Below are 25,303 nucleotides of genomic sequence, written 5' to 3' on the forward strand. Positions count from 1 at the left end.
GAAGGTGCTGCCAGATGAGCACCGACAGACCGAAGGATGCGCCGAGGGACAGCACCACGGTGCCCACGATCACCGCTGCGGCCACCACGCTGCGGGTGAGGATCAGCATGATGATGAAGATCAGGCAGAGCGAGGCGATTCCGGCGATCAGCAGGTCGTAGTTGGCGCCTTCCTGCATGTCCTTGAACATGGCCGCGGTACCGCCGAGGTAGATCTTGGAGCCCTCCAGCGGGGTGCCCTTGATCGCCTCCTTGGCGGCCAGCTTGATGGGTTCGACGTGAGCGACCCCTTCGGGGCTCATGGGGTCGCCCTCATGGCTGATGATGAACCGCACCGCGTGCCCGTCGGGAGACAGGAACATCTTCATGCCGCGCTTGAAGTCCGGGTTCTCGAAGGTCTCCGGCGGCAGATAGAACGAGTCGTCGTTCTTGGCGGCGTCGAAGGCCTGACCCATGGCGGTGGAGTTGTCCTGCATCGCCGCCATCTGATCCTGCATGCCGCCCTGGGTGGCCTGCATGGTCAGCATCATGGTCTTCATCGTCTTCATCGTCGCGATCATGGGCTGCATGTTCGCGATCATCACCGGGATGAGTGCGTTCATCTTGTCCATGTCCGGCACGATCTGCTCGAAATCAGCTGTCATGGTGTCGACCCCGTCGAGGGTGTCGAACACCGAGCGCATCGCCCAGCACATGGGAATGTCGTAGCAGTGCGGTTCCCAGTACAGGTAGTTGCGGATCGGCCGGAAGAAATCGTCGAAATCCGAGATGTGATCGCGAAGTTCCTTCACGTCGTCGACCATGATGTGCATCTTGCCGACCATGCTGTTCATGACGTCGCGCATCTGCTCCATGAGCGCGATCATCTTGTCCATCGTGTCGATGGTGACCTGCATTTCATCGGCTTGCTTGAGCATGTCAGCCATGCGGTCCTGCATGTACTTCTGATTCATGGTCTGGGTCGTGCCCTGCATGCTGATGTTGAACGGGATCGAAGTGTGTTCGATCGGCGTTCCCTGCGGACGCGTGATGGCCTGCACCCGGGAGACACCCGGCACGCCGACGATGCGCTTGGCGATCCGCTCGATCACCAGGAAGTCCGCCGAGTTGCGCAGATCGTGATCGCTTTCGATCAACAGCAATTCGGGGTTCATCCGGGCCTGCGAGAAGTGGCGGTCCGCCGCGGCGTACCCGGTGTTGGCCGGCAGGTCCGGCGGCAGGTACTTGCGGTCGTTGTAGTTGGTCTTGTAGCCGGGCAGGGTCAACAGGCCGACCAGCGAGATGGCGATGGTGGCGACCAGGATGGGACCGGGCCAGCGCACCACGGCGGCACCGATCTTGCGCCACCCGCGGGTGCGCATGGCCCGCTTGGGCTCCAGCGTCTTGCCGAACTTGGTGGCCACCGTGATGATCGCCGAGCCGAGGGTCAGCGCGACCACCACGACCATCACCATGCCGATGGCCAGCGGGATACCCAGTGACTGGAAGTACGGCAGGCGGGTGAAATGCAGGCAGAACGTGGCGCCGGCGATGGTCAGGCCCGAACCCAGGATGACGTGGGCGGTGCCGTGGAACATCGTGTAGTAGGCCGATTCTCGGTCCTCGCCGACACTTCGGGCCTCTTGATATCGGCCTATGAGGAATATCGCGTAGTCCGTGGATGCCGCGATCGCGAGCATGACCAGCAGGTTGGTGGCGAACGTCGAGAGCCCGATGATGTTGTAGTAGCCCAGGAACGCCACCAGGCCGCGGGCTGCCGACAGTGACAGCACCACCATGAACAGGGTGAGCAGCACGGTCACCACAGAGCGGTAGACCGACAGCAACATGATGATGATGACCACGAACGTCAGGGCGGTGATCATCTCGAGGCTGCGGTTACCGGCGATCTCCTGATCGGCCGACATCGCGGCCGGTCCGGTCACATACGCCTTGACGCCTGGCGGCGCCTGCACACTCTGGACGATCTTCTCGGTGGCCTCGACGGATTCGTTGGCCAGCGCCTCGCCCTGGTTACCGGCGGTGTAGACCTGCACATAAGCGGCATGCCCGTCGGAGCTCTGGGCGCCCGAGGCGGTCAGCGGGTCGCCCCAGAAATCCTGGATGTGCTCGATGTGCTTGTCGTCGGCCTCGAGCTTGTCCACGATCTCGTCGTAGTACTTGTGTGCCTCGTCGCCCAGGGGCTGATCACCCTCGAGGACGACCATGACCGAGCTGTTGGACTTGAACTCCTGGAACACCTCGCCGACGCGCTTCATCGCGATCATCGACGGCGCATCGTCCGGTGTCATCGACACCGAGCGCATCTTCCCGACCTCTTCGAGCTGCGGAACGACGGTGTTCAGGACAGCGATGACGGCGATCCAGCCGATGATGATCGGCACCGACAAGCGCCGGATCCACTTGGCGATCCCGCCATGATTGCTGTGCTTAGGTGCGGGGGCCGCCGGGATCGAGTCGGTCGGGGTGTCGTAATTGCTCATGCAGATTTCACCAAGCAGAAGGTCTGGGCGTTGACGCCGTTGGAGGTTCTCTCGTCCTTGAGTTCGTCATCGACGGTGATCCGGCAGCTGATCATGTCGCCGTTGCCCTGGGCCACGATGTTGGGGAAGACCGACGGTGCGGTGGACTCCAAGCGCAGCGTCCACGGCAGGCTGACCCCGTCGATGCGCTGCGGTTGCGCGTCGAGATCGAGGTAGTTCACGTCGGCAGTGGCGCCCGGCTCGCCGTAGATCTCGTAGACCACGACCTTGGGGTCGAAGGGTTTGGTGTCATCGACCTTGGCGCTGGCGAAGCCGGAGCCGTCGCCTGCGCCGAAGAACGTGCGTACCCGCATCACCGTGAATCCGCCGACCAACACCACCGCGATGATGATCAATGGAATCCAGAACCGTCTCAACAGCTTCATATTCGCTGGTCGGCCTTTCGGAGGTCAGGTACGCGGTGACGTACCGGCTAGCTTGGAAGCTCCATTGCCACTTCGTGATCATCTCGGCGTCGGCGGCTTCCCGCCAACATCGTTCTACGTCGACATCCGAGGCGACATCTCCGTCGGATTCGTCGCGGAACGGACTCACCGAGATCTCCGAGACGAGCCTGCTGCCCGGTGCGCTCATGACGGTGATGTCGGCGACGAGCCGACGCTGCTCGTCCAATGGGATGAAGGGTAATACGCCTTCCACGCTCCACAGGGTCGGCCGGTCGGCGTCGAATCCGGCGCGGACCAGTGCTGCGGCCCAGTTGTCGCTGATCGTGGCAGGCACACCGCACACCGCCGCCGTTGGCGTGATACCTGTCACGGCGTGGGTCTTGACGTCGAGGATCGCCGGATCGTCGACGACGTAGACGGTGATGTCCGCCGGCCAGGGCAGTTGGTACGGTCGCGGATCCAGATCGGAGGCCAGGAAAACGACCTGTGCGACGCCGGACTCGACAGCAGTCAAGAGATAGGTGTCGAGGAGGTCTGATTGAAGTGCCAGGCACGAGCTCGGCATCGGCACTCCTCCTCGCGATTTCCTTGCCGGATGTAAAGTGAAACCTATACAGTCGGCTAACTTCAATCAAGTTAGTTCGACTATTGACACTGTGATCTAGCCCGCGTCTGGGTACGCTCGGCGCGACGAAGGGACGGGGTGTGGCGAAGGCTGTTGCGCCGCGTGGCTTTGCGCGCGAGCGGGTGCTGGAAGCGGCGCTGAGCCTGTTCGCCGAGCACGGTGTCAACGGAACGTCGCTGCAGATGATCGCCGACCGCCTGGGCGTCAGCAAGGCCGCCGTCTACTACCAGTTCCATTCCAAGGACGAGATCGTGCTGGCGGTCATCCAGCCGGTCTTCGACGACATGATCCGCCTGGTCCGCATCGCCGAGGCGATGTCCACACCCGAGGCCCGGCGGGAGGCCGCGATCAGCGGCATGGTGGAGATGGCGGTGCGGCACCGTCGCGTCACCGCGGTGTTCCACGGAGACCCAGTCATCGACAGCCTCGTGCACAGTCGTGACGAACTCCAGGACACGATCGAACGACTGACCGGGATCCTGCTGGGCCCCGAACCCGATGCCGCCGACCGGATCTGCATGTCGGTGCTCGCCGCCGGTGTCTACGGCAGCGCCACCGACCCCGCGCTCGCCGACGTCACCGACGAGGAACTGCACCGCGTGCTGCTGGATTGCGCGCAACGGTTGCTGCGCGCGCCTGCCACGCCCGTCTCCTCCGGCTGACGCCGAAAATCAGCCCCGCAGCGCCGACGCGAAGATCGCGGGCAGCTTGCCCCATCCGGGGTTGCCGGCGAAGTCCACCAGCAGGCGGCCCGTCGTGGCCGCGGTGCGGTTGTTGACGAACCACGGCGGCTTCGGCGACAACGACCACTCGCCGCGGACCACCGAGCGCGGCGCGGGCCGGAACGGGCCGCGGACCACCGTGCGCTCCGGGCGATCGAGCAGAAAAGCGTTGTGCACCACGCCCGTTCCGCTCTGGATGTCGTTGCGCTTGTGTCCGGGGAAGGCGCCCCAGGTGGCGGTGGGCGTCAGATAGCCGACGCCGGTCCAGGCGTTGATCGCGATGGTGCCGTAGCGCAGCTGCTCGACGAGGTGGTCGAACTTGTCGCCGAGGCCGGCGAGGGTGTCCGGGTGGGCGATGATGTTGACGCCGAGGGTGCCGACGAACTCGTCGTTGGCGACGCGGACCGCCTCCTCGAGGAATCGTTCAGCCGAATTGTCGTCTTCTGTGTCGAGTTCGATCACGCCGAGCACCGGACCGAAGTACTCCGTGCACAACAGGGCTTTGCGGTCGGCCGGATCGACCACCAGGACCCGGGCTCCGCTGGAGCCCAGGTGCTGTGCGTCCGGGTATGACGTGTCGGCGCTGGCGACCCTGACGTCGGAGCCGGGGTAGTAGGCCGCCCGCGTCGGTGCGTCGTTGACGGCTTTGCGGATGGCGGCGATGAACTCGTCGCGTTGCGCCCAGCGCTTGGGCAGCACCACCACCTGCGCGGCCACGCAGTTGTAGCCGTTGTTGTGCAGCCGTTGTGTGGCAACGTGATTGGCCTGGAACTCGATGTCGGCCTTGCTCCAGACGCCGGGTAGCACGATCGTCGGCGACACCCCACCGAGCTCGGCGGTCATTTCCTTGTCCAGCACCGGCTCGTCGGCCGCCTTGCGCCGGGCGCCTTCCTCCCCGGTGCCGAACACGATGGCGTCGTACGTCAGTGCGCTGCCGGTCATGTGCACATGGTCGACGCGCTTGTGCCGCACCAGGTAAGTGCCGGCCTCGGCTCCGCCGGTCAGGATGCGCACCGCGCCGACAGCGATGAACGGAGCCAGCACCTTGGTCAGGACGGGCAGTAGCGGATCGGTGATCGGGTTGAGCTTGAGGGCCACGACGCGGTTGTTCGCGTACAGCTCGTAGATGGTGTCCAGCGGGGCGATCGAGAAGATGTTGCCTGCCCCCAGGACCGCACCCACACCATTGGTGGCCGACGGGTCGCGCTGGGCCAGGCCGGCCGCCCGTATCGCCTCGGCCTTCTCGATACCGGGCTGCAGCCACACCTCGGCGCTGAACCCGGACAGCAGTAGCTGGTCGAAGGTATTGAGCGGCAGGGCTTTTACCGTCGTGCGGCCGCCGGGGGCGTAGCCGAACTCGGCGCCGTCGAGCGGGCTGCGGCCCGATTCGAGCTTGGCCAGGCTCTCCGAAAGGGCACCCAGCCCGGCCGCCAGCGAGTACGGGCCCGACATCCATTCCTCGCCGACCAGCGGCGAGGACGGGTCGAGTTGTTTGATCCCGACGGCAGCGTCGACCCACTCGGCGGCATGGCGCACGGTCAGCGCGCGCACCTCGTCGAGCAACCCGCGGCGGGCCGCCAATGACAGGGAAGCCCAGGTCTTTTCGCCCTCGACGAGTTCCTCGAGGGCCTCGTCTATCTGCATTTCGGTCATGTCAGCTCGCGCTCTTGTCGAATTGCACCAACGCTTCGTGGTGGTTGTGGGCATATGGAGTTGGGCCGTCGCCCGCCTCGCGTTTGGCCACGATCGCAGCGTACTGCTCGAACGGAGTGGTCCGGTCCCATTTCGCCCTGGCCTCGGCCGGCGTGTAGGTCACGGTGTTCTTGGCCGGGACACCGAGCAGGGTGGGGCCGACGATCGGCGTGGTGTGCGGGGTGGTGAGGTCCAGGAATGCCAGTTCCAGACGCGGATTCATGGCCATGGCCTTGAGGAGGGGGCGGACCACCGCTCGGGCCGCGACATCGGCGAACCGGCGCTGCGGGATACCGCCCAGCAGTCGCATCCAGCGCGGCATGGTGGCGATGATGGCGGCCCGCATGGGGACGTTGAACAGCTTGCGCATCCAGTGCGGCATCCGCTCGGGCAGGATGTGGTAGCCCAGGTCGACCAGGTAGTCCATCATCTTCTGCGCTACTTCGGAGCCCACGAGGTCTGCTCGGTTGCTCTCGAAGTACTCGCGGATGCCCTCGCGGGTGCGTGGCACGTCGTCGGGATTGATGGTCTGGAATTCCGCGGCCCGCGCGCACTCCTCCCAATACTGGTTCTCCTCGGCGGGCGACAGCTTGCCGGGACCGTACATCTCGTAGCTGTAGAGGATCGAGTGCCACGCGGTCAGGTGGATCCACAGCTGCGAGTGCGGATCGTTGGCGTCGAACGGGCGCTTGGTGATCGGCTCGGTACCGATCGCCTTGGCGTGAATCTTGACCAGGACCTCGGAGGCATCCAGAACGGACTTGGCGTCGCCGAAGGCCACCAGGGCGAAGTACTGCATGGTCCGGTCGTAGCGCAGCCGGGTGCGCGCGTACACCTGCCCGGTGGCGTCCACGGCGGCGGCCAGGAACGGGTCGAGGTGCTCGATGGTCACCGCACGGGAGAAGCCGATCAGCAGCGATGTGGGGTAGCTCCACACCTTCCAGGTGACCGAATCCGGGCCGAAGAATCCGTAGTCCTCGGCCGGCGCCAACGGTTCGGCGACGGCCGGTAGGCCTGCCGCTTTGCGAAGTGCGATTAGCGCGTCCATCTGCGTCGTTCCCTCCGAAAGTTAGTGGTACATGACGTACCAGTTGGCTGAATGGTACGTCATGTACCACTTGATTGCTAGGGTGTGCTTGTGGAGAGCGGCGTCACCGGGAGATGGGCGGGCCAGCGGGAACGCCGACGGGTCGAGTTCGTCGACGCCGCGCTGTCCGCCATCGCCGAACACGGTCCGCAGACCTCGACCGAGCAGATCGCCGCACATGTCGGTGTCACCCGCACCAAGCTCTATCGGCACTTCGCCGGCGCGGCCGACCTACAGCGGGCGATCGCGCAGCGCGCCGCCGAAATGCTCAACACCGAACTTGCGCCGCTGTGGACACCGCACGGTTCGATGGCCCAGATCATCGAGGCCAGCGTCGGCGCCCACGTGCGGTTCCTCGTCGAGCACCGCAACCTCTACCGCTACCTGGCTCGCTGCTCACTGGGTGAGGACGCCTCGACGCCTGACGCCATCGCGGACATCCGGCTGACCATCGGTACCCAGCTCGGTGAGTTGTTCACGGTGTACCTCAACGCTTTTGGCGTTTCTACGGATCCGCAGCCGTTGGCCTTCGCCATCGTCGGGCTGGTCGAATCGACGACCGGCCGGTGGCTTGACCAGCCCGGCTCGACCGCGCAGGACCGGTTGGTGGCCGACCTCGTCCGGTGGATCTGGCTTCTGGTCGACGACACGCTGCGGGCCGGTGGGGTGTATCTGGACAGCGCCGAACCGCTGCCGACGCCTGATGTGATCGCCGCGCGGGCCGAGACCTACCGAAACCCCGAACGCGTCGGCCTCGCCTGACGTTCGCGTATGGGGCGCCGTGGCGGGAGATCGGGCCGCACGCCGCCATTCGGGCCTACCAGCGGCAAACCTCTGCGCCCGAGCCCGAGTCGACCGCTCGGAACGCGAGCAGGTGGCGTTGCCACCAGGGCAGCGGCGCGGCGAGGACGGGATCGTGCGTCGCATCGTCCACCACGCGCGGCGGGCCGCCGCGCAGGTAGGCGATGCGGACGCCGGTCAGGCCCGCGTCCTGCCACAGCAGCACCGTGCGCCGCAGCTCCAGCCATGGGATGCGGACCGGAGGATCCTCGGACATCCAGCGGGTCTGCCGACGAAGGTTTGTCATGTCACCCGATTGGTCGGGCAGCTCCAGCCCGACGATGGTGACGGTGTCGCGCTGGTAGCCCGCCGGCTGGAAGGCGGTGACGCCCGGCAGCAGGTGATTGGTGGTGCCCTCCTCGGTGTGCAGGTTGCTGAACATCGAGAAGTTCGCCACGGTCTTGAGCCCCAGATACGGCGTGGCCCCATTGGCCACGGCGAGTAGTGGCGCGATGAGCAGCACCAGCGGGCGCAGGCTCCAGTTCGGAGTCTTGACGCCGGCCGCCTGCACCACCCGGTAGGCGCGCAGCAGCGCGACCATGAACGGGGTCACGGCGATGAACCACGTGAGGACCAGCAGGGTGTGCCATGGCAGGCCGACCGGGCTCGCCGGAGACTCGGCCGAGCTCGACAGCACACTCAGCAGCACGTGGGCCGCGAATCCGGTGAGCGCCAGCCGTCGCAGCTGGGTCGTTCGGGGTGCCAGCGTCGCGAACACCTCGGTCGGGACCAACAGCACGTACACCGCGAAGACGACGGTGGCGAAGTCGTAGAACGAGGCGAGCGCCAGTACCGAATGGAAGCCCACCCCGAGCAGCACGCCCCAGAAGCGCAGGCGCGGCACGGCAAGCAACCCCAGAATGGCGGCCTCGATCAGGACCGCGACGACGGCGACGAATTGCCCGAGGGCCGGGGCCGGCACCACATCGTCGAAGCCGTTGAGCCAGATGAGCTGGCCGAACAGGTCGCTGCCACACGAGGTTTCCGGAGTGAAGTAAGCGGTGTTCAACTTGTCGAAGACCGTGAACGCATAGACCACGAGCAACACGAGGCCGACCGGACTGCGGGCTGCATCCAGCCACCGCTCGACAAAGCTGCCCGGCGCCCCGGGCCGGTCTCTGGTGGCCAGGGCCCACAGGGCCGCGGTGCCGACTGCGACGGCGACCAGCAAGCTCAGCACCAAATGGTTCGATGCGGCGGGCAGGTTCAGCACGGCCACCGTCGCGCCGGCCGCCACAGTCAGAACGGCCGCGGCGACCGAGCCGGGAAAGAACAGGGCGGGCAGGCCGGCCAGCAGAACCGGCACCACCGCAAGGGGCTGGCTGTCGGAATAGTGGAACACCAAGGCCATCGCGAACAGTGTTGCGAACCAGCCGAGTTGCTGTCGTGCGCCGGTGGGATCATCTGTTCGGGCGTTGCTGCGCCACCGCATTGAGAAGACTGTACTTGCCTACCGGCGTGAACCGTCGCCGACCGCCGCCATCGCGCCCGTCACGGCGTAATCTGAGAAGTGATGGATGGGGGCGGTGAGGCCCAAACGCCTTGCCGGGTAACGGAAAGGATAAGAAATGAGTACAGTCCATTCATCAATCGACCAACACCCGGACATCATGGCCCTACGGGCCGGCTATGACCGTGTCGCAGAGTCGATGGCAGCGCAGGTCACCTTCGGCCTGACGTTGCTGACGGCGATGTACGTCGCGTTGTCACCATGGATCGTCGGCTTCGACGCCTTCAACGGGCTGACGGTCAACGATCTGATCGTCGGAGGGGCGATCGCGTTCCTGTCAATGTGTTTCAGCTTCGCGCTGGACCGCGCGCACGGCATGACCTGGACACTGCCGATCTTCGGTGTGTGGCTGATCATCTCGCCGTGGGTGTTTGTCAGCGGACCGACCACCGGCATGATCTGGTCGCACGTGATCAGCGGTGCGCTCGTGATGGTGCTGGGCTTCAACGCGATGTACTTCGGGATGCGGGTGCGCAACTCTGAAGCGCGGCACGCCTGACGGTAGGCAGGTCCGGTAAACCAGCCGTGCTCCGACCGGCCGGTTGGGCACATCTGCGTCAATTTGCGCCCCGTGGCTGCTCGCACGCCATATCGTGGGCAATCGCAGGACTCCGATGACGGCGATGGCGGGTATGAACTGCTGAGATGAAGCTGGCGGGGCGGGAAGAAGAACTGGCGGCGATCCGTCGCTCCCTTGGTGGGCCGGGAACCCATCACGGAGTGGTGATCGTCGGTAGCGCCGGCGTCGGCAAGACCCGGTTGGCCCGCGAGGCCCTCGGCCACGCGGCGGCGTCCGGGCACCGGACCAATTGGTTCGTCGGCACCGAATCTGCGCGGGCCATCCCGCTGGGGGCATTCACCGGATCGATCAGCCAGAACATGTGCGACCCGCTGCCCGACGTGCGGCGGGTGATCGATTCGTTCGTCGCGCAACAGCGCATGGGCAGAGTGGTCATCGGCATGGACGACGCCCACCTGCTCGACCCGCTCTCGGCCCACGTCGTACACCAACTCGCACAGACACAGGGCGTGCGTATGGTCGTCACCGCGCGTTCCGGCGGCCCCGAACCCGATGCGGTGACGGCACTGTGGAAAGACGGCCTGCTCGAGCGGATCGACCTCGAACCCCTTTCGGCCGCCGCGGCCGCCACTCTGATCGAATCGGCCGCCGCTGGACCCGTCGACAGCCGCAGCACGCGACGGTTCTGGAAACTCACCGGAGGCAACGCGCTGTATCTGCTGCAGTTGGTGAAGGATCAGATCGCCGCCGGGCGGATGCACAAGTCCGCCGGGGTGTGGATGTGGGACGGCGATGTGGCCGTGTCCCAGAGCATCACCGACATGGTCGGGCGACGTCTGGGCGAACTCGATCCCGGTATGGCGTTGGTGCTCGACACGCTTTCGCAGTGTGAGCCACTGAGCGTCGACGTCCTGCGCGATCTTGTCGACCTCGCCGACCTGGAGGCGGCGGAGCAGATGCATCTGGTCACGGTCGAACGCGCCGGGCGCGACCTGGTGGCCACCCTCGCGCATCCGCTGTACGGCGAATTACGCAGGGCCACAGCCGGTGAGATGCACCTGTCGAGTATCCGCGGAAAGCTGGCACGGCGGCTGGCGGCCGAGCCCGACGGGGATATGCGCGCCACGGTGCGCCGGGCACTGCTGGCGCTGAACTCCGACCTGCCACCGGATCCGGACCTGTACCTGACGGCGGCGCGGTGCGCTGCAGTCCTACTCGATCCCCACGCGGCCGACCGATTCGCCGCTGCCGCAGCCGAATGCGGTGCACCCGAGGCCGCGCCGATGCGGGCGATGACACTGGTCCTGCTGAGTCGGGGTGATGAAGCCGAGGCGATCCTGCGTGACATCAGCACCGACGGCAGGCCGGACGGTCACCATTGGGCGACGGTGCGGGCGGCCAACCTGACCTGGATGCTCGGCCGACCGCTCGAAGCCCGCGCGGTATTGGAAAAGCTCGCCGAGACAACAGAATCCGATGCCCAGCGGATGGAGCGCCTGGCGGTCGAGTGCTGTGTCGACGCCGTGCTCGGCCACTGCGTGCGTGCGGAGGAAAATGCCAGGGCTGCTTTGGATTACGCCGGGCTGCCCGATATCCACGCCATGATGGCCTCGATCGCGTTGGTCATGGCGCTCGGTGCCCTCGGACACATTGACGATATCGACCTCGTCGCCGAGAAAGCTATCGAGCGGGCCACCATATCGTTCGAATCGTCTCCCATGCGGTTCTGGTTCGGGGCGGTCCACGGCCGGGCCTGCCGGCTGACCGGGCGCATCGACGACCTGGTCGCGATGGCGGCTGGTCTGGACGAGTCCGCGCGCGACGTTCCCGGCATCGCGTACGCCAACCTCGCCTATCTCCTCGGTCACGCTGAATTGGCCCGAGCCGATCTCGTCGGCGCGGTCAAACACCTGCACGAGGCCTATGCCGGCGTCGAAACGCATGACATAACAACGGGTTTGCGGGTTGCAAGCTGTTTCTCACTGGCCGAGGCGCATGCCAAGCTCGGCCATGCCGCCGCAGCCCAGGAAGCGCTGGCCCGGGCGGGCGAGCGGGTGCCCGAGGATTACGTCTTCGTGCATACCGCGATGTCACTGGCCACCGGGTGGACGCTGGCCGCGGGTGGGGCGCTCACCGATGCGGTCGCCGTCGTGCGTGACGCCGGCCGCGACGCCGCCCGGCGGGAACAACCCACGCATGAACTGGCGTGCCTGCAAGCCGCCGCACAGTGGGGTGACACGACCGGCGCGGCGCGGGCACGGGAACTCGCAGAGACCCTGAAACTGCCGCTGGCCCAGATCGTCGCCCGCCATGTCGAGGCGCTGGCCGCCGACGACGGCACCGAACTACTTGCGGTCGCGGAGCGCTACCGCGCCATCGGTGACCGGGCGACTGCTGTCGACGCGACCGCGCAGGCCGCGGTCGCGTTCGGCCGTGACGGCCAGGGCAAGCGCAGTGCGCATGCGGCCGCGATTGCTCAGGAGGGCGCCGACGAATGTGGCGGGCTGTGCACCCCCGCGCTGCGCAATCCGGCAGGTCAGCCGTTGACACATCGGCAGCGGGAGATCGTCGAACTCGTGGTCGGTGGGATGACCAACAAGCAGATCGCGGATCGGCTGGTGATGTCGGTGCGCAGCGTCGAAGGTCATCTGTACCGGGCCTGCCAGCGAGTGGGCGTCAGTTCACGTGAGGAACTCGCGGCCATCATCCGGCATGGATCACCTCAGGCTCGCGCCTGAGCCCCCTCGGTGGCCAGGTTCTCCTGGCTCGCCGCCCACGAGGCGAGCAGCGTGAGACCGTCGGCGGCCGGAGTGCCTGCGGCTGCGGTGTAGATGTTGAGCGCCAGGCCCGGCTCCGACGGAAGCTCCATCGCCTCGAAGTCGAGGTCGAGCTGACCCACGACGGGATGCCGGAGCCGCTTGCGGCCGGAGCGGTGGAACCGCACATCCTGCGATGCCCAACGCTGGCGGAACAACTCGCTGCGGGTGGACAATTCGCCGATCAGTGCGACCAGGTCCTCGTCGTGTGGGTTGCGTCCCGCCTCCAGCCGCAGCATCGCAGCGGCATCCCGGGAGACCTTGTCGTAGTCGACGAAAAACTGTTCGGCGGCTTCGGGATTGAGGTAGACGAACCGGGTGGTGTTGGCCGGCCGGCGGGGGTCGGCGAGGACGGGGGAATAAAGGGCGCGGGCGAGTTGGTTCATCGCCAGAATGTCGTGACGGCCATTGCGGATCCAGGCGGGCGCATCGGTGATGGCGTCGAGGACCTGCTGGAGTACCGGACGCACGGTCGCGGTGGTCTTGCGCCGCCGACGGGTGCCGTGAGACCCGGATTCGCGGGCCAGCGCGAACAGGTGGTCGCGTTCGGCTTCGTCGAGCTGCAGCGCCGAGGCCAGCGCGTCGAGCACGCTCTCGGAGGCTCCACCCAGGCTGCCGCGTTCCATGCGTACGTAGTAGTCCACCGATACCCCGGCCAGCAATGCCACTTCCTCGCGGCGCAGGCCCTTGACGCGGCGGTTTCCGCCATAGGCGGGTAGTCCGGCCTGTTCGGGGTTGATCCGGGCCCGTCGTGAGCTCAGGAACTCGCGGATCTCGTTGCGCAAGTCCATCGTGCCCATGCCTCTACGGTAGGGCCGTCCCGGGCGCGTAAACAGGTAATGCCAATACCCCGCTCAAGCGTCACTCCCTCAGCGCCGAGCAGAGGCGTTCACTAGAAGCATGCGAGCCACGTATATCTACGGACCGGGTGACGTCCGCGTGATCGACTCGGCGGTGCAGCCGGGCAAGGTATTCGACCGCACCGTTGCCCTGGACGAAACGCCGGAGGCGTACGCCGCCATGGATTCTCGTGAAGCACTGAAAGTGATGGTCAAACCCCGATGAGCGCTTGCGCGAAGAGGAGACAGTCATGAGCGTTCCCACCTTCACCCTCAACAACGGCGTGACGATGCCGGCCCTGGGCTTCGGCGTCTACCAGACTCCGCCGGACGAAACTCTTGCGGCCGTCGGCGTTGCGCTGGAGACCGGCTACCGCCACATCGACACCGCCGCGGCCTACGGCAACGAGCGGGGCGTCGGCGAGGCGATCCGCCGCTCCGGCCTGGACCGCGACGACGTCTTCATCGAAACCAAGGTGTGGATAACCGATTACGGTTACGACGCCACCCTGCACGCCTTCGACAAGGCGGCCGGCAAGCTCGGAGTCGGCACGATCGATCTGCTGATCCTGCACCAGGCGTTGCCGGGCGAGTTCGAGCGGACCATCGACGCGTACAAGGCACTGGTGAAGCTCTACGACGACGGCAAAGTACGCGCGATCGGCGTCTCGAACTTCATGCCGGCCCACCTTGACCGCTTACTGGCCGAGACCGAGGTGGTACCCGCGGTCAACCAGATCGAGGTGCACCCCTACTTCCGGCAGTCCGACTTGCTCGAGATCGACGACCAGCTCGGCATTCTCAACCAAGCCTGGTCCCCGATCGGCGGCATCACGTTCTACCGCGACGGGTCCCACGGGTCCACGTTGCAGGACCCGGTCATCGGCGAGATCGCCGCCGCGCACAGGAAGACACCCGCACAGGTGATGCTGCGCTGGCATCTGCAACAGGGCCGTCAGGCGATTCCGAAGTCGGTGACGCCGTCGCGGATCGCCGAGAACTTCGACGTCTTCGACTTCGAACTCACCGCTGGCCAACTCGCCGCCATCGATGCGCTCGACACCGGTGTGCGCGGCGGCCCGGAACCCGAAGACATCACCCGAGAAAAGTTCGGGATCGAAATTCCCGAAGCCGGGTGATGAGCGCTTGCGCGAAGAACAGAGCACCTGAGGAGGATTCATGCACACACGCACACTCGGCCAAGGCCTGCAGGTCTCGGCGATCGGTCTCGGCGCCATGGGAATGTCGCAGGGTTATGGACCCAATCCCGGCGGCCGCGACGACATGATCGGGGTGCTGCGCTACGCCGTCGACGAGGCGGGGGTGACGTTCATCGACACTGCCGAGGTGTACGGGCCTTACGTCAACGAGGAACTCGTCGGTGAGGCGCTGGCCCCGGTACGCGACCAGGTGGTCATCGCCACCAAGTTCGGCTGGAACATCGTCGACGGCAAGATGTCTGGCACCGACTCACGGCCCGAACAGATCAAGCGGGTCGCCGACGCGTCGCTGCGACGGTTGCGGACGGACGTCATCGACCTCTTCTATCAACACCGGGTCGACCCCGACGTGCCCATCGAGGACGTGGCGGGAGCGGTCGGGGAACTCGTAAAGGCCGGCAAGGTACGCCACTTCGGGCTGTCGGAGGCCGGCGCCTCGACGATCCGACGCGCCCACGGCGTGCATCCCGTGACCGCGGTGCAGAGTGAGTACTCGCTGTGGACCCGTGACCCCGAACCCGAAGTGCTGCCCACCTGCGCCGAACTCGGCGTCGGGTTCGTGCCGTTCAGCCCGCTCGGCAAGGGCTTCCTCACCGGCACCGTCGCCGCGTCGACCGAGTTCGCCGCCGGCGACGTTCGGAACACGATCCCGCGGTTCAACGCCGAGAACATCACTGCCAACGAGGCTTTGGTGGCTCACGTCCGCGGCCTCGCCGAGGCGAAGAACGCCACCCCCGGACAGATCGCGCTGGCCTGGTTGCTCGCCCAGCAGCCGTGGATCGTGCCGATCCCCGGTACCCGCCGCCGTGGCCGCGTCGATGAGAACGCCGGCGCTACCCAGGTCGCGCTCTCGGCCGACGAGATCGCCGACCTCGATGCGCTCGCCACGCGGGTCGGCGTGCAAGGCAACCGCTACAACGACGCCGGCATGGCCATGGTGGGCCTGTGAGCGGGTGGACCGAGGATGAACTGCGCGGCATCGGTGACGCGTATGAGCTCCACATTGCGACATACCGTCCGGACGGCACGGCCCGGCAACCGATTCCGATCTGGCAGGTCCGCGTCGGCGATGCGATCTTTGTGCGTTCTGCGCATGGACCGGAGAACGGCTGGTTCCGCCGCGCCCAGAAGACCGGCGCCCGGATCGAATCCGGCGGTGTGGAACGGGACGTGACGTTCGAACCGGCGCCACCCGCCTTGGCCGACGAGATCACCGCGACGTATCACGCCAAATACGACCGGTACGGCCCCGGTCCCGTCGGCGCGGTCACCGGCGATGACGTGCTGGAGACGACGCTGCGGGTGACGCCCCGCGACTGACCGAGAGGAAACGGACATGCAGGTCGACGCCCGCAACCCAACTACCAAGAACCCGCCCGAGCAGTTCACCGGCGACGTCTGGCTGGATCCGATCGCATACCCGCGCGAAGCGGGGCAACGGATGACGGTCGCCAAGGTGCGGTTCGCTCCGGGCGCCCGCACGGCCTGGCATTCACACGCGCTGGGCCAGACGCTTCACGTCACCCAGGGAGTGGCATGGGTGCAGTCGCGAGGCGCGGAGAAGGTCGAGGCCCACCCCGGGCAGACCATCTACTGCCCGCCGGGCGAGGAGCACTGGCACGGCGCCAGCCCCGACTCGTTCATGGAACACCTCGCGATGCTCGACAACGCCGACGACCCCGCCACCACCACGACGTGGCTTGAGCACGTCACCGACGAGGAATACCTCGGCTGACCATAAGGAGAGATCATGGCGATCAGCGAAACCGCCAAACGCAACCACGATGAGCTCTTTCCCGATCACGTTTCAGCCTTGGCGGTCACAGACCCCGAGTTGATCGAAGTCTTCGACAATTTCGCTTTCGATGAGGTACTGGGCGACGCCAACTTGGACGTGGGCACCCGGCTGATGGTTCAGTTGGCCTCGATCATCGCCTCTCAATCCGTCAGCGAGTTCCGGGCCATGCTGGGCGCCGCACTGACGGCCGGGGTGACACCGGTGGAGGTCAAGGAGATCGTCTATCAGGCTGTGCCGTATGTCGGTCTGGCCAAGGTGTTCGACTTCCTGCACGCCACCAACGACGTGCTGACCGAGCGCGGCGTGCAATTGCCGCTGCCCGGCCAATCTACGACGACACCGGAAACCCGGGCAGACAAAGGTATTGCGGTGCAGAAGCGCATCGTCGGTGATGAGCTCGTCGACGGCATGTACGCCGCCGCAGCCGATGACGAGAGCCACTTCCAACGGTATCTGTCGGCGAACTGCTTCGGCGACTATCTCACCCGCGCCGGGATTGACGTGAAGACCCGTGAACTGCTGACCTTTTCGATGCTCGTCGCACTGGGCGGAGCCGACGCGCAGGTGAAGGGTCACGTGGCGGCCAACCTCAACGTCGGCAATGATCGATCCACCCTGCTGTCGGTGCTGACCGTGGTGCTTCCGTTCATCGGCTATCCGCGCACCCTCAACGGTCTCAACGCCGTCAATGACGTCACCAAGGCTCGTTGACCGACGACGAAGAATCACGATGAGACTGAGGAGGCGCCGTTCCGCAGCCACTTACCTGCGGGGAGTGATCGGCCGCAGCAGATCGGCGGCTTCGGTCTGGTAGGCGTGCTCGGCCCATTCCAGGGGAGTCGAACCGAAGCGCCGGTCGGTGATGGTGGGATCGGCCCCGGCGTCGAGGAGACGCCGGATCAGTTCGAGGTCGCCGGCCCAGGCGGCCTGGTGCAGCGGGGTGGCGCCTTCGTCGTCGAGCGCGTTCGGGTCGTCCGGGAACACAGGGGCGACCACATGCACGCCGGACACGTCGATTCCGTGCCGGGCCAACAGGTCGAGCCGCGCGGTGAACCCGTGCTCGGCGGCCCAATCGACCTGGCGGCGCCACATCTCGTCGCGGGATTCCATCGCTTCGCCGAGGCGCAGCTCCCACGGACTCGGCACAGCGTCGGTAAGCCCGTGCGCGAACAGCAGTTCCAGGTGTGAGTCATCGGCCCGGAACATGCGGTTGTACAACGTCTGTTGGTCGACGGGATGCGCTCCGTGGTTCAGCAGCAGGGCGGCCAGCTCGGCTGCGAACGGATGCCGGGGCTGACGCCGCGGACCCTGCTCGCCCTCGCCGAACACCCCCGTCAGCGCCGTGAACGGTGTCGACAGCCCGCACCACAGGTAGCCCGCATTCGGGTCGGCGCCCGCGTCGAGCAACAATGTCGCGGCTGCGAGCACGTCGTCGACGTTGCGGCCCAACGGAACTCGCGAGTAGCAGAGATACAACAACGGAGTCCAGCCAAACGGACCGCCGCCGGTCGTTGCCAGGGCGGGCTGCTTGGCGAGGTGTACGGCCAGGGCGTTCGGATTCGTGGCCGAGGCGGCGGCCCAGATGTGTTTGTCGACCAGATCCGGTGTGGCGTCGAGCAGATCGGCCGCGGCCTCCCAGCGTGGCGGCGCATCGGTTTCGTTGTAGCGCAACGATGCCCACGAGCAGAACCGGTCCGCGGAGTCCAGGCTGTCCTCGTCGAGCGCGCCGGGGTCGACGCTGAGCGCGGCCGCGTCGCGCAGGTAGTGCACGAGCCTGGGCCAGCCGCTGAAACCGTAGTCGCGGGCGACGGCGAACTGGGCTTCGTGCAGCTGGGTGCCATTCACACGCTGCAGCTTGCGGGCTTCGGCACGCAGGTGGTCGATCGACGGATTGCTCGGCAGACGGCTGGCCATGACGGCCTCCTCTCACATGCCCGCGTCCGCGATCGAGCTGAGAAGAGGTCGGTCACACGGCAACTCAGTATGCAGGGAGGCTGAGCCCCTTCGAGCGGACGTCGGGCGGTCCTGCACGCCCGGACGCCACACTACCGGCCCGCGAGCGTGCGTGAAATGCCGACGTTGTGCGGGTGTGTCGGCGGACAGACACGCACGCTCGCGGTGCAGGGGTCAGTTGCAGACGGCGCCGACGGCGGCGGACTGGACCAGCTTGGTGTACTTGGCGAGCACACCCTTGGTGTAGACGGGCGGCAGCGGCTCGAAACCGACCTTGCGAGCCTCGAGTTCGGCCTCGTCGACGAGGAGATCCAATGTTCCGCTCGCCACGTCGAGCCGGATCCGGTCACCGTCTTTGACGAACGCGATCGGCCCGCCGTCCACGGCCTCCGGGGCGATGTGCCCGACGCACAGGCCGGTCGTTCCACCGGAGAATCGACCGTCGGTCATCAGCAGCACGTCCTTGCCCAGCCCGGCACCCTTGATGGCGCCGGTGATGGCCAGCATCTCGCGCATACCCGGGCCACCCTTGGGGCCCTCGTAGCGGATGACCACGACGTCGCCGTGTGTGATGGTGCCGTCCTCGAGAGCGTCCAGCGCTGCCCGCTCGCGCTCGAAAACCCGTGCGGTGCCCTCGAACACGTCGGAATCAAAGCCCGCGGACTTCACCACCGCACCCTCGGGAGCGAGCGAGCCGTGCAGGATCGTGATGCCGCCGGTCGGGTGGATCGGGTTGTTCATCGCCCGCAGCACCTTGCCGTCGGGGTCGGGCGGCGCGATGTGGGCCAGGTTCTCGGCCATGGTCTTACCGGTGACGGTCAGGCAATCGCCGTGCAGCAGACCGGCATCCAGCAGCGCACGCATCACCACCGGCACGCCGCCGATCTCGTCGACGTCCTTCATCACGTGGCGGCCAAAGGGTTTGACGTCGGCCAGATGCGGCACCTTGTTGCCCACGCGGGTGAAATCGGCCAGCGTCAACTCGACTTCGGCCTCACGGGCGATCGCCAGCAGGTGCAGCACGGCGTTGGTCGATCCGCCGAACGCCATGACGACGGCGATGGCGTTTTCGAAGGCTTCCTTGGTGAGGATGTCCCGTGCGGTGATGCCACGGCGCAGCAGTTCGACGACCGCCTCACCCGACTTGCGGGCGTATTCGTCGCGGCGCTTGTCGATGGCCACGGGTGATGCGCTGCCGGGCAGCGACAGTCCGAGTGCCTCGGCGGCGCTGGCCATGGTGTTGGCCGTGTACATACCGCCGCACGCACCCTCGCCCGGACAGATCGCCCGTTCGATGATGTCGACGTCCTCGCGCGACATCAGCCCCCGCGCGCACGCCCCGACCGCCTCGAAGGCGTCGATGATCGTGACTTCCTTTTCGGTGCCGTCGGTCAGTTTGGCAATGCCCGGCATGATCGAGCCGTTGTAGAAGAACACGCTCGCGAGATCCAGGCGCGCGGCCGCCATCAGCATGCCGGGGATGGACTTGTCACAGCCGGCCAGCAGCACGGTGCCGTCCAGGCGCTCGGCCTGCACCACTGTCTCGACGCTGTCGGCGATCACCTCACGGGAGACCAGCGAGAAGTGCATGCCCTCGTGGCCCATCGAGATGCCGTCGGACACCGAGATGGTGCCGAACTCCAGCGGGTAGCCGCCGGCCTCGTGCACGCCGGCCTTGACGTCCTGGGCGAGGCGTTGCAGCGACATGTTGCACGGGGTGATCTCGTTCCACGACGAGCCGACACCGATCTGCGGCTTGACCCAGTCGTCGTCGCCCATACCTACCGCGCGGAGCATTCCGCGGGCTGCGGTTTTCTCCAGGCCGTCGGTGACGTCGCGGCTGCGGGGTTTGATATCGACCGACTTATCGGCGGGCGTTGTGCTCATTGTTCAAGTATGCGCAGTGCGTCTAATCGGATTGAGCTGAGGCAACCCTCTGTCAGCTGCGGCCCGTGAACACGGACTGCAGGTAGGGCACCAGCTGGGCGTTCGGATGGTCGGGGGTCATCCCCAGCTGGTCCTTCTTCCGCCCGGTGGGCGGGATGAGGATGACCATGCCGTTGTCCACGATGATCTGGGTGTTCGCCCAGGGGAAGAACCAATTCTTGTGTGGGTAGTGCAGGCCATTCGCGTCGACCGCGTAGATGTTGCCCATGCTGACCCGTTCACCGGCGCGCATGCGGTTGACGAGGGTGTCCCGCAACCGGGGTTCGAGATGGTGGCGGCACAGTGCGACGAGGCCCTGCCAGTGCGCCCTGTCCTGGTCACGACCGGTGAACTTGAGAAGAATCTGATTCGGACCCGGGATGCGGGTGCGCTGGCCGCGGCCCACGGAAAAGACCAGGTCGCTGCCGATATCTTGCGGCTTGCCCACCTTGATCCCCAGCATGAAGTAGTCCTGGTAGAAGAGGTTGGTGATGGAGTATCCGTACCACTCGGCGTCCGACCACCGCAGCGTCGTCGAGTCGCACGTGATGCTGTCGGCGTCGGCGCGAATCTCCTCGTTGAGCAAGCTCTTGCGGCGGTAGACGGCCTCGGGGCCGTCGGGCGGAGGATGCGCGGCGGGCTGCAGCGGGTGCGGTGGTGGCGTCGGTGCGGCCGGCGGCAGGGGCTGGACCATCGAGGTCCAGCGGTTCCCGTCCCACCATCGCGCCATGGTCTGGTCCGCTGGGTCGGCATACCACCCCTGCACAGGTGTGTGCGGCTGCATGTGCTCCCCCTCGCCCGGCCGACGCCGTGGAACTCATCATTGCAATGAGTGAGTCAACGGTGCGCCCCGTGGCAGGATGCGGCTGTGGCGGGGGTTGACGACGAGGGGACGGGCTTCGGCCAATACCGGCTGGGGCGACTGCTGGGGCGCGGTGGTTTCGGCGAGGTCTACGAGGCTGTCGACACCCGGATGGGTCGTCGGGTCGCGCTCAAAGTGATCAACCCGGCCTATTCGCAGGATGAAGCGTTCCGGCAGCGAATGTTCCGCGAAGCGCAGACGGCTGGCCGGCTGCATGAGCCTCACGTGGTACCGGTGCACAGCTGCGGTGAGATCGACGGCCGGTTGTTCATCGACATGCGGTTGATCGAGGGCACCGACGTGAGGGGATTGCTCGCGGACATAGGCGCGATGGATCCCGCGCGTGCCGTCGACGTGGTGTCACAAGTTGCAGCGGCGCTCGACGCCGCGCACGCGCAGTCGATCGTGCACCGGGATGTCAAGCCCGCCAACATCTTGCTGACCGATGGCGACTTCGCCTATCTGGTCGATTTCGGGTTGGCCAATGCTGACGGGGACACGAGACTGACGCGTAGCGGCACGGCGGTCGGCACCCTGGCGTACATGGCGCCCGAGCGCTTCTCCGGGGAAGACGCCGGGGTGGCCGGAGACGTGTACGCATTGGCGTGTGTCCTTTTCGAGTGCGTGACGGGATCGCCCCCGTTTTCCGGCGACACGCCATCAGTCATCAACGGGCATCTGTCATCGCCGGTCCCGGCGGCCAGCGGGCGTCGGCCCGGTGTCCCGCAGGCCCTGGATTCCGTGATCGCCAAGGGGATGGCCAAAGATCCGTGCGACAGGTACCCCAGTGCCGGGGCGCTGGCAGCGGGCGCGCGGGATGTGTTGAGCCGCCCTGATTTTCATCAGGCGGAGACGGTCATGGCCGATCCGGTACGGCAGGTGGACTGGTCGCCACCGCGTACGCCGCGGCTGGATTTGCCGCCGCCGTACGTCGATCAGCCCGCCACAACGAAGAAGCGGCGGTCCCGGCGGCGTCGGGTCGTTGTCGGCGGATTGGCTGTCGCGGTGACCACAGTGGTCGGTTTGGCCACGTGGGGTATCGCTACGGATTCCGGGATCCGCGACATGTTGTCATTCGACAGTCATGGCGAGTTGTTGCCGTTCACCGGATTACAGAATCCCTGGGGCATTGCGGTCACTCCAGGCGGCGACGTGTACATCACTGATCGACGAGGCGGGCTCAACCAAGATGTGGTGCTGAAGTTGGCATCCGGCGCCGACGCGGCGACGGAATTGCCGTTCGGCGATCTTTTCGAGTCATTCGGTATCGCAGTGGACGACTCGGACAACGTTTACGTCACGTCATGGGCGCCAGGGCGGGTGATGAAACTGGCTGCGGGGCAGAGTACCCCGACTGTTCTGCCGTTTCCGGACCTCGGCGAACCGACCACATCCATCGCGGTGGACTCGACTGGAAATGTGTATGCCTTCAACGACCGCGATGAACTGTTGAAGCTGGCCCCTGGTGGCGCCCTGACGCCGTTGCCGTTGGGTCAGCTCGATGATCCGGACGGCGTGGCGGTTGACAGTGTCGGCAACGTGTACGTGACCGACGGTGGAAATCGGCTTCTGAAGTTGACGCCCGGTGCGTCCGGTCCGACGCAGGTCGCCAGCATCGAAAATCCCACGGCGATCGCGGTCGACAAGTCCGGCAACGTCTACGTCGATTCGGCGTCAACGACCGGGCTTCTAAAGTGGGGCGCGGGTGCTAACACTCCGGTCCAGCTGCCCTACCTGGGAACGTTCTCCGAGATGGCGTTCGATGACGCGGGCAATCTCTACGCCACCATGGGTTCGGGTGTGAAAGAGGTGCGAAAGTTCTCTCCCGAGGAGTTGACCCCGTAATCGATGCATACCCCCGTAGGGTACCTATACAATGGGGTCATGGCTGACGAGTCGGCGGTGCATGGCTATTCACCGCAAAAAGAGAACTACGCGAAACGGCTACGCCGGATCGAGGGGCAGGTCCGCGGTATCGCCAAGATGATCGACGAGGACAAGTACTGCATCGATGTCCTCACCCAGATCAGCGCCGTCAACAGTGCGCTGCAGTCCGTGGCGCTCGGGCTGCTCGACGAGCATCTCGGACATTGCGTGACGCAGGCTGTCTCCGAAGGCGGCGATGAGGCCGAGGCCAAGCTGGCCGAGGCGTCGGCTGCGATCGCCCGACTGGTCCGCTCCTGAGCTTTCCGCGCCAGTGTGCTTCGCCGAGATCTACGTCAGGGTTGTTCCGCCGCGTTGGTGACGACCGTGGTGTCGATTTCGGCGAAGCGAGGTTTGACCAGTCGCGCTAGTCGCGCAGAGCCTGTTCGATCCGCTCGACCTTCGCCGTCAGTTGCCCGGTGTAGCCGGGCCGGATATCGGCCTTGAGCACGAGGCTGACCCTGGGCGACACAGCGGCCACGGCTTCCACGGCCTGCTTCACCACGGCCATCACCTCATCCCATTCACCCTCGATGTTGGTGAACATGGCATTGGTCTCGTTGGGCAGGCCTGAGGCCCGAACCACCCGCACGGCTTCGGCCACCGCGGCACTGACACTCCCGGATTCATCCCCACCGGACGGGCTGATGCTGAAGGCGACGATCACGACACCGATTGTGCGCCGGGTTCGGATCCGGCGCGCCTCCGCACGGCAGCAAGGCCGCGTCGTCACGCCGATCGCGACATCATGGCACTACCGTGGCATTCCAGCATGACCTTCAGCGTCACCGGCGAAGCGCGCACCGCCAGTCCGTGGACACCGCGCGTCGCCGCACAACTCGCCGTACTCGCGGCGGCGGCGTTCATCTACGTCACCGCCGAGATGCTCCCGGTCGGTGCACTGCCGGCGATCGCCACCGATCTCCAGGTCAGCGAGGGCCTGGTCGCCACCCTGATAGCCAGCTATGCCCTGGTCGCGGCCCTGACCACGGTCGCCCTTGTGCGCTTGACCGCACGCTGGCCACGACGCCGGACACTGGTCGTCACCCTGGTCTGCCTGACCGTTTCGCAGGTGATCTCGGCGCTCGCGCCCAACTTCGCGGTGCTGGCCGGCGGCCGAGTGCTGTGCGCGCTTGCCCATGGGCTGATGTGGTCGGTGATCGCACCGATCGGTGCCCGGCTGGTCCCGGCCAGTCACGCCGGCAGGGCTACCGCCGCGGTCTATGTGGGCACGGGCCTGGCACTGGTGGTGGGCAATCCGCTCGCCGCGGCGCTCAGCGCGGTGTGGGGCTGGCGGGCCGCGGTGGCGGTCATCGCCGTCGCCGCGGCCGTGGTCGCCGTGACCGCGTGGACGACGCTGCCTCCGCTGCCGCCCGCATCTGGTGTCACACAGGCCTCCGGGGTGCCGCACGGCCATCGGCACAACCGTCGCCTGCTCACCCTGTCGGTGCTCACCCTGATCGGAGTCACCGGGCATTTCATCGCCTTCACGTTCATCGTGGTGATCATCCGGGACGTGGTCGGGATACACGGGCCGCACCTGGCCTGGCTGCTGGCCGGGTTCGGCGTGGCCGGCCTGGCCGGGATGGCTGTCATGGCCCCACCCCTGGACCGGTGGCCCAAAGCCTCCGTGGTGGGCTGCCTGGCCGCACTGGCTGCCGCGTTGCTGACCCTGTCGGTGCTGGCCCTCGAATCGTGGTCCGGAACGGCTGTCGTGATGCTCGGCGTGGTGGCGGTGGTGGTCTGGGGCGCGGCGTCGACGGCTTTGCCGCCCATGCTGCAGGCCTCGGCGATGCGCACCGCACCGGAAGACCCCGACGGCGCGTCCGGCCGGTATGTCGCGGCCTTCCAGGTCGGCATCATGGGCGGTGCGCTGATCGGCGGTGCGGTGTACGACCACGGTGGTGCGGCACCCACCATCAGCGTGGCCGCGGCGCTGATCATCGTCGCCATGTGTGGTGTTGCGCTGTCTCGCGGCGTGTTCACAGTTTCCTGCGCTACCACCGAGAAGTAACGCGAGCCGACTTACAGTCGATAAACAT

The 25,303-nt window shown here is 66.3% G+C and carries 23 protein-coding genes and 1 pseudogene; 13 read left to right on the forward strand and 11 right to left on the reverse strand.

The annotated features are described in order from the left end of the window. The 3 genes from QQ25_RS01595 to QQ25_RS31225 all read right to left on the reverse strand — a co-directional run. On the reverse strand, positions 1–2,482 hold a 2,482-nt coding region (locus QQ25_RS01595), incomplete at its 3' end, for an MMPL/RND family transporter (protein WP_039376827.1). Next, positions 2,479–2,862, reverse strand: a complete 384-nt coding sequence (locus QQ25_RS01600; protein ID WP_234706001.1) for an MmpS family transport accessory protein — start codon at positions 2,860–2,862, stop codon at positions 2,479–2,481. The genes QQ25_RS01595 and QQ25_RS01600, both read right to left, overlap by 4 nt. Next, a complete protein-coding gene (locus tag QQ25_RS31225; protein ID WP_082017374.1) occupies positions 2,771–3,493 on the reverse strand; it encodes a class I SAM-dependent methyltransferase in 723 nt (240 codons plus the stop codon). The genes QQ25_RS01600 and QQ25_RS31225 overlap by 92 nt, the downstream gene beginning before the upstream one ends. Before the next feature lie 140 nt (positions 3,494–3,633). On the opposite strand from QQ25_RS31225, the gene QQ25_RS01610 reads away from it, so the two are divergent. Then, positions 3,634–4,215 carry a TetR/AcrR family transcriptional regulator gene (locus QQ25_RS01610; protein ID WP_039312611.1) on the forward strand — a complete coding sequence of 194 codons (582 nt, stop codon included), beginning with the start codon at positions 3,634–3,636 and terminating at the stop codon, positions 4,213–4,215. A 9-nt stretch (positions 4,216–4,224) separates the two neighbouring features. Here the strand turns inward: QQ25_RS01610 and QQ25_RS01615 are convergent, their stop codons facing one another. Together QQ25_RS01615 and QQ25_RS01620 are read right to left on the reverse strand one after the other, a co-directional pair. Next, complete coding sequence (locus QQ25_RS01615) at positions 4,225–5,928, reverse strand: aldehyde dehydrogenase family protein (RefSeq protein WP_039376829.1); 1,704 nt, start codon at positions 5,926–5,928, stop codon at positions 4,225–4,227. Between the two features lies 1 nt (position 5,929). Beyond that, entirely contained in the window at positions 5,930–7,015 is a 1,086-nt protein-coding gene (locus tag QQ25_RS01620) for an oxygenase MpaB family protein (RefSeq protein ID WP_039376831.1), read from the reverse strand. A 90-nt stretch (positions 7,016–7,105) separates the two neighbouring features. Between QQ25_RS01620 and QQ25_RS01625 the strand changes: the two genes are divergently transcribed. Further along, entirely contained in the window at positions 7,106–7,816 is a 711-nt protein-coding gene (locus QQ25_RS01625) for a TetR/AcrR family transcriptional regulator (protein ID WP_052235555.1), read from the forward strand. Positions 7,817–7,871: 55 nt separating this feature from the next. Here QQ25_RS01625 and QQ25_RS01630 read toward each other — a convergent pair whose 3' ends face one another. Beyond that, the gene (locus tag QQ25_RS01630; RefSeq protein ID WP_039376832.1) at positions 7,872–9,326 is read right to left on the reverse strand and encodes a hypothetical protein; all 1,455 of its coding nucleotides are present in this window, start codon (positions 9,324–9,326) and stop codon (positions 7,872–7,874) included. A gap of 136 nt (positions 9,327–9,462) precedes the next feature. On the opposite strand from QQ25_RS01630, the gene QQ25_RS01635 reads away from it, so the two are divergent. Then, positions 9,463–9,903, forward strand: a complete 441-nt coding sequence (locus QQ25_RS01635; protein ID WP_039312628.1) for an SPW repeat protein — start codon at positions 9,463–9,465, stop codon at positions 9,901–9,903. A gap of 146 nt (positions 9,904–10,049) precedes the next feature. Beyond that, positions 10,050–12,662, forward strand: coding sequence for a helix-turn-helix transcriptional regulator (locus QQ25_RS01640; RefSeq protein ID WP_039376834.1), 2,613 nt, complete (start codon positions 10,050–10,052; stop codon positions 12,660–12,662). On the opposite strand, the gene QQ25_RS01645 is transcribed toward QQ25_RS01640, so the two are convergent. Continuing rightward, positions 12,647–13,540, reverse strand: coding sequence for a helix-turn-helix transcriptional regulator (locus QQ25_RS01645; protein ID WP_039376836.1), 894 nt, complete (start codon positions 13,538–13,540; stop codon positions 12,647–12,649). The two genes, QQ25_RS01640 and QQ25_RS01645, sit on opposite strands and share 16 nt — an antisense overlap. 121 nt (positions 13,541–13,661) lie before the next feature. On the opposite strand from QQ25_RS01645, the pseudogene QQ25_RS30455 reads away from it, so the two are divergent. The 6 genes and pseudogenes from QQ25_RS30455 to QQ25_RS01670 form a co-directional block, all read left to right on the forward strand. After that, positions 13,662–13,805, forward strand: a pseudogene (locus tag QQ25_RS30455) (IMP dehydrogenase); the annotation flags it as partial. A gap of 25 nt (positions 13,806–13,830) precedes the next feature. After that, positions 13,831–14,718, forward strand: coding sequence for an aldo/keto reductase (locus tag QQ25_RS01650; protein WP_039376838.1), 888 nt, complete (start codon positions 13,831–13,833; stop codon positions 14,716–14,718). A 40-nt stretch (positions 14,719–14,758) separates the two neighbouring features. After that, complete coding sequence (locus QQ25_RS01655; protein ID WP_039376840.1) at positions 14,759–15,748, forward strand: aldo/keto reductase; 990 nt, start codon at positions 14,759–14,761, stop codon at positions 15,746–15,748. Further along, positions 15,745–16,119, forward strand: coding sequence for a DUF2255 family protein (locus QQ25_RS01660; RefSeq protein WP_039376841.1), 375 nt, complete (start codon positions 15,745–15,747; stop codon positions 16,117–16,119). The genes QQ25_RS01655 and QQ25_RS01660 overlap by 4 nt, the downstream gene beginning before the upstream one ends. 16 nt (positions 16,120–16,135) lie before the next feature. Beyond that, entirely contained in the window at positions 16,136–16,534 is a 399-nt protein-coding gene (locus tag QQ25_RS01665) for a (R)-mandelonitrile lyase (RefSeq protein ID WP_039312650.1), read from the forward strand. A 15-nt stretch (positions 16,535–16,549) separates the two neighbouring features. Next, positions 16,550–17,308, forward strand: coding sequence for a carboxymuconolactone decarboxylase family protein (locus QQ25_RS01670; protein WP_039376844.1), 759 nt, complete (start codon positions 16,550–16,552; stop codon positions 17,306–17,308). 51 nt (positions 17,309–17,359) lie between these two features. Here the strand turns inward: QQ25_RS01670 and QQ25_RS01675 are convergent, their stop codons facing one another. From QQ25_RS01675 to QQ25_RS30460, 3 genes are all read right to left on the reverse strand, one after another. Further along, entirely contained in the window at positions 17,360–18,511 is a 1,152-nt protein-coding gene (locus tag QQ25_RS01675) for an ankyrin repeat domain-containing protein (protein ID WP_039376845.1), read from the reverse strand. 213 nt (positions 18,512–18,724) lie between these two features. Next, positions 18,725–20,437 (reverse strand): dihydroxy-acid dehydratase, encoded by a 1,713-nt coding sequence (gene ilvD, locus QQ25_RS01680; protein ID WP_039376848.1) that lies wholly within the window; start codon positions 20,435–20,437, stop codon positions 18,725–18,727. A 52-nt stretch (positions 20,438–20,489) separates the two neighbouring features. Continuing rightward, on the reverse strand, positions 20,490–21,260 hold the full coding sequence (locus QQ25_RS30460) for a DUF2510 domain-containing protein (protein ID WP_039312662.1): 771 nt from the start codon (positions 21,258–21,260) through the stop codon (positions 20,490–20,492). A gap of 84 nt (positions 21,261–21,344) precedes the next feature. On the opposite strand from QQ25_RS30460, the gene QQ25_RS01690 reads away from it, so the two are divergent. Both QQ25_RS01690 and ricR read left to right on the forward strand, forming a co-directional pair. Beyond that, on the forward strand, positions 21,345–23,183 hold the full coding sequence (locus QQ25_RS01690) for a serine/threonine-protein kinase (protein ID WP_039312664.1): 1,839 nt from the start codon (positions 21,345–21,347) through the stop codon (positions 23,181–23,183). 39 nt (positions 23,184–23,222) lie between these two features. Further along, positions 23,223–23,522 carry a copper-sensing transcriptional repressor RicR gene (gene ricR, locus QQ25_RS01695; protein ID WP_029106480.1) on the forward strand — a complete coding sequence of 100 codons (300 nt, stop codon included), beginning with the start codon at positions 23,223–23,225 and terminating at the stop codon, positions 23,520–23,522. Positions 23,523–23,628: 106 nt separating this feature from the next. On the opposite strand, the gene QQ25_RS01700 is transcribed toward ricR, so the two are convergent. Then, positions 23,629–23,928 carry an MTH1187 family thiamine-binding protein gene (locus tag QQ25_RS01700; protein WP_039312669.1) on the reverse strand — a complete coding sequence of 100 codons (300 nt, stop codon included), beginning with the start codon at positions 23,926–23,928 and terminating at the stop codon, positions 23,629–23,631. A gap of 105 nt (positions 23,929–24,033) precedes the next feature. Between QQ25_RS01700 and QQ25_RS01705 the strand changes: the two genes are divergently transcribed. Beyond that, positions 24,034–25,275 carry an MFS transporter gene (locus tag QQ25_RS01705; protein WP_039312672.1) on the forward strand — a complete coding sequence of 414 codons (1,242 nt, stop codon included), beginning with the start codon at positions 24,034–24,036 and terminating at the stop codon, positions 25,273–25,275. Positions 25,276–25,303 lie beyond the last annotated feature (28 nt).

The sequence above is a fragment of the Mycolicibacterium setense genome (assembly GCF_000805385.1).
GTDB lineage: Bacteria > Actinomycetota > Actinomycetes > Mycobacteriales > Mycobacteriaceae > Mycobacterium > Mycobacterium setense.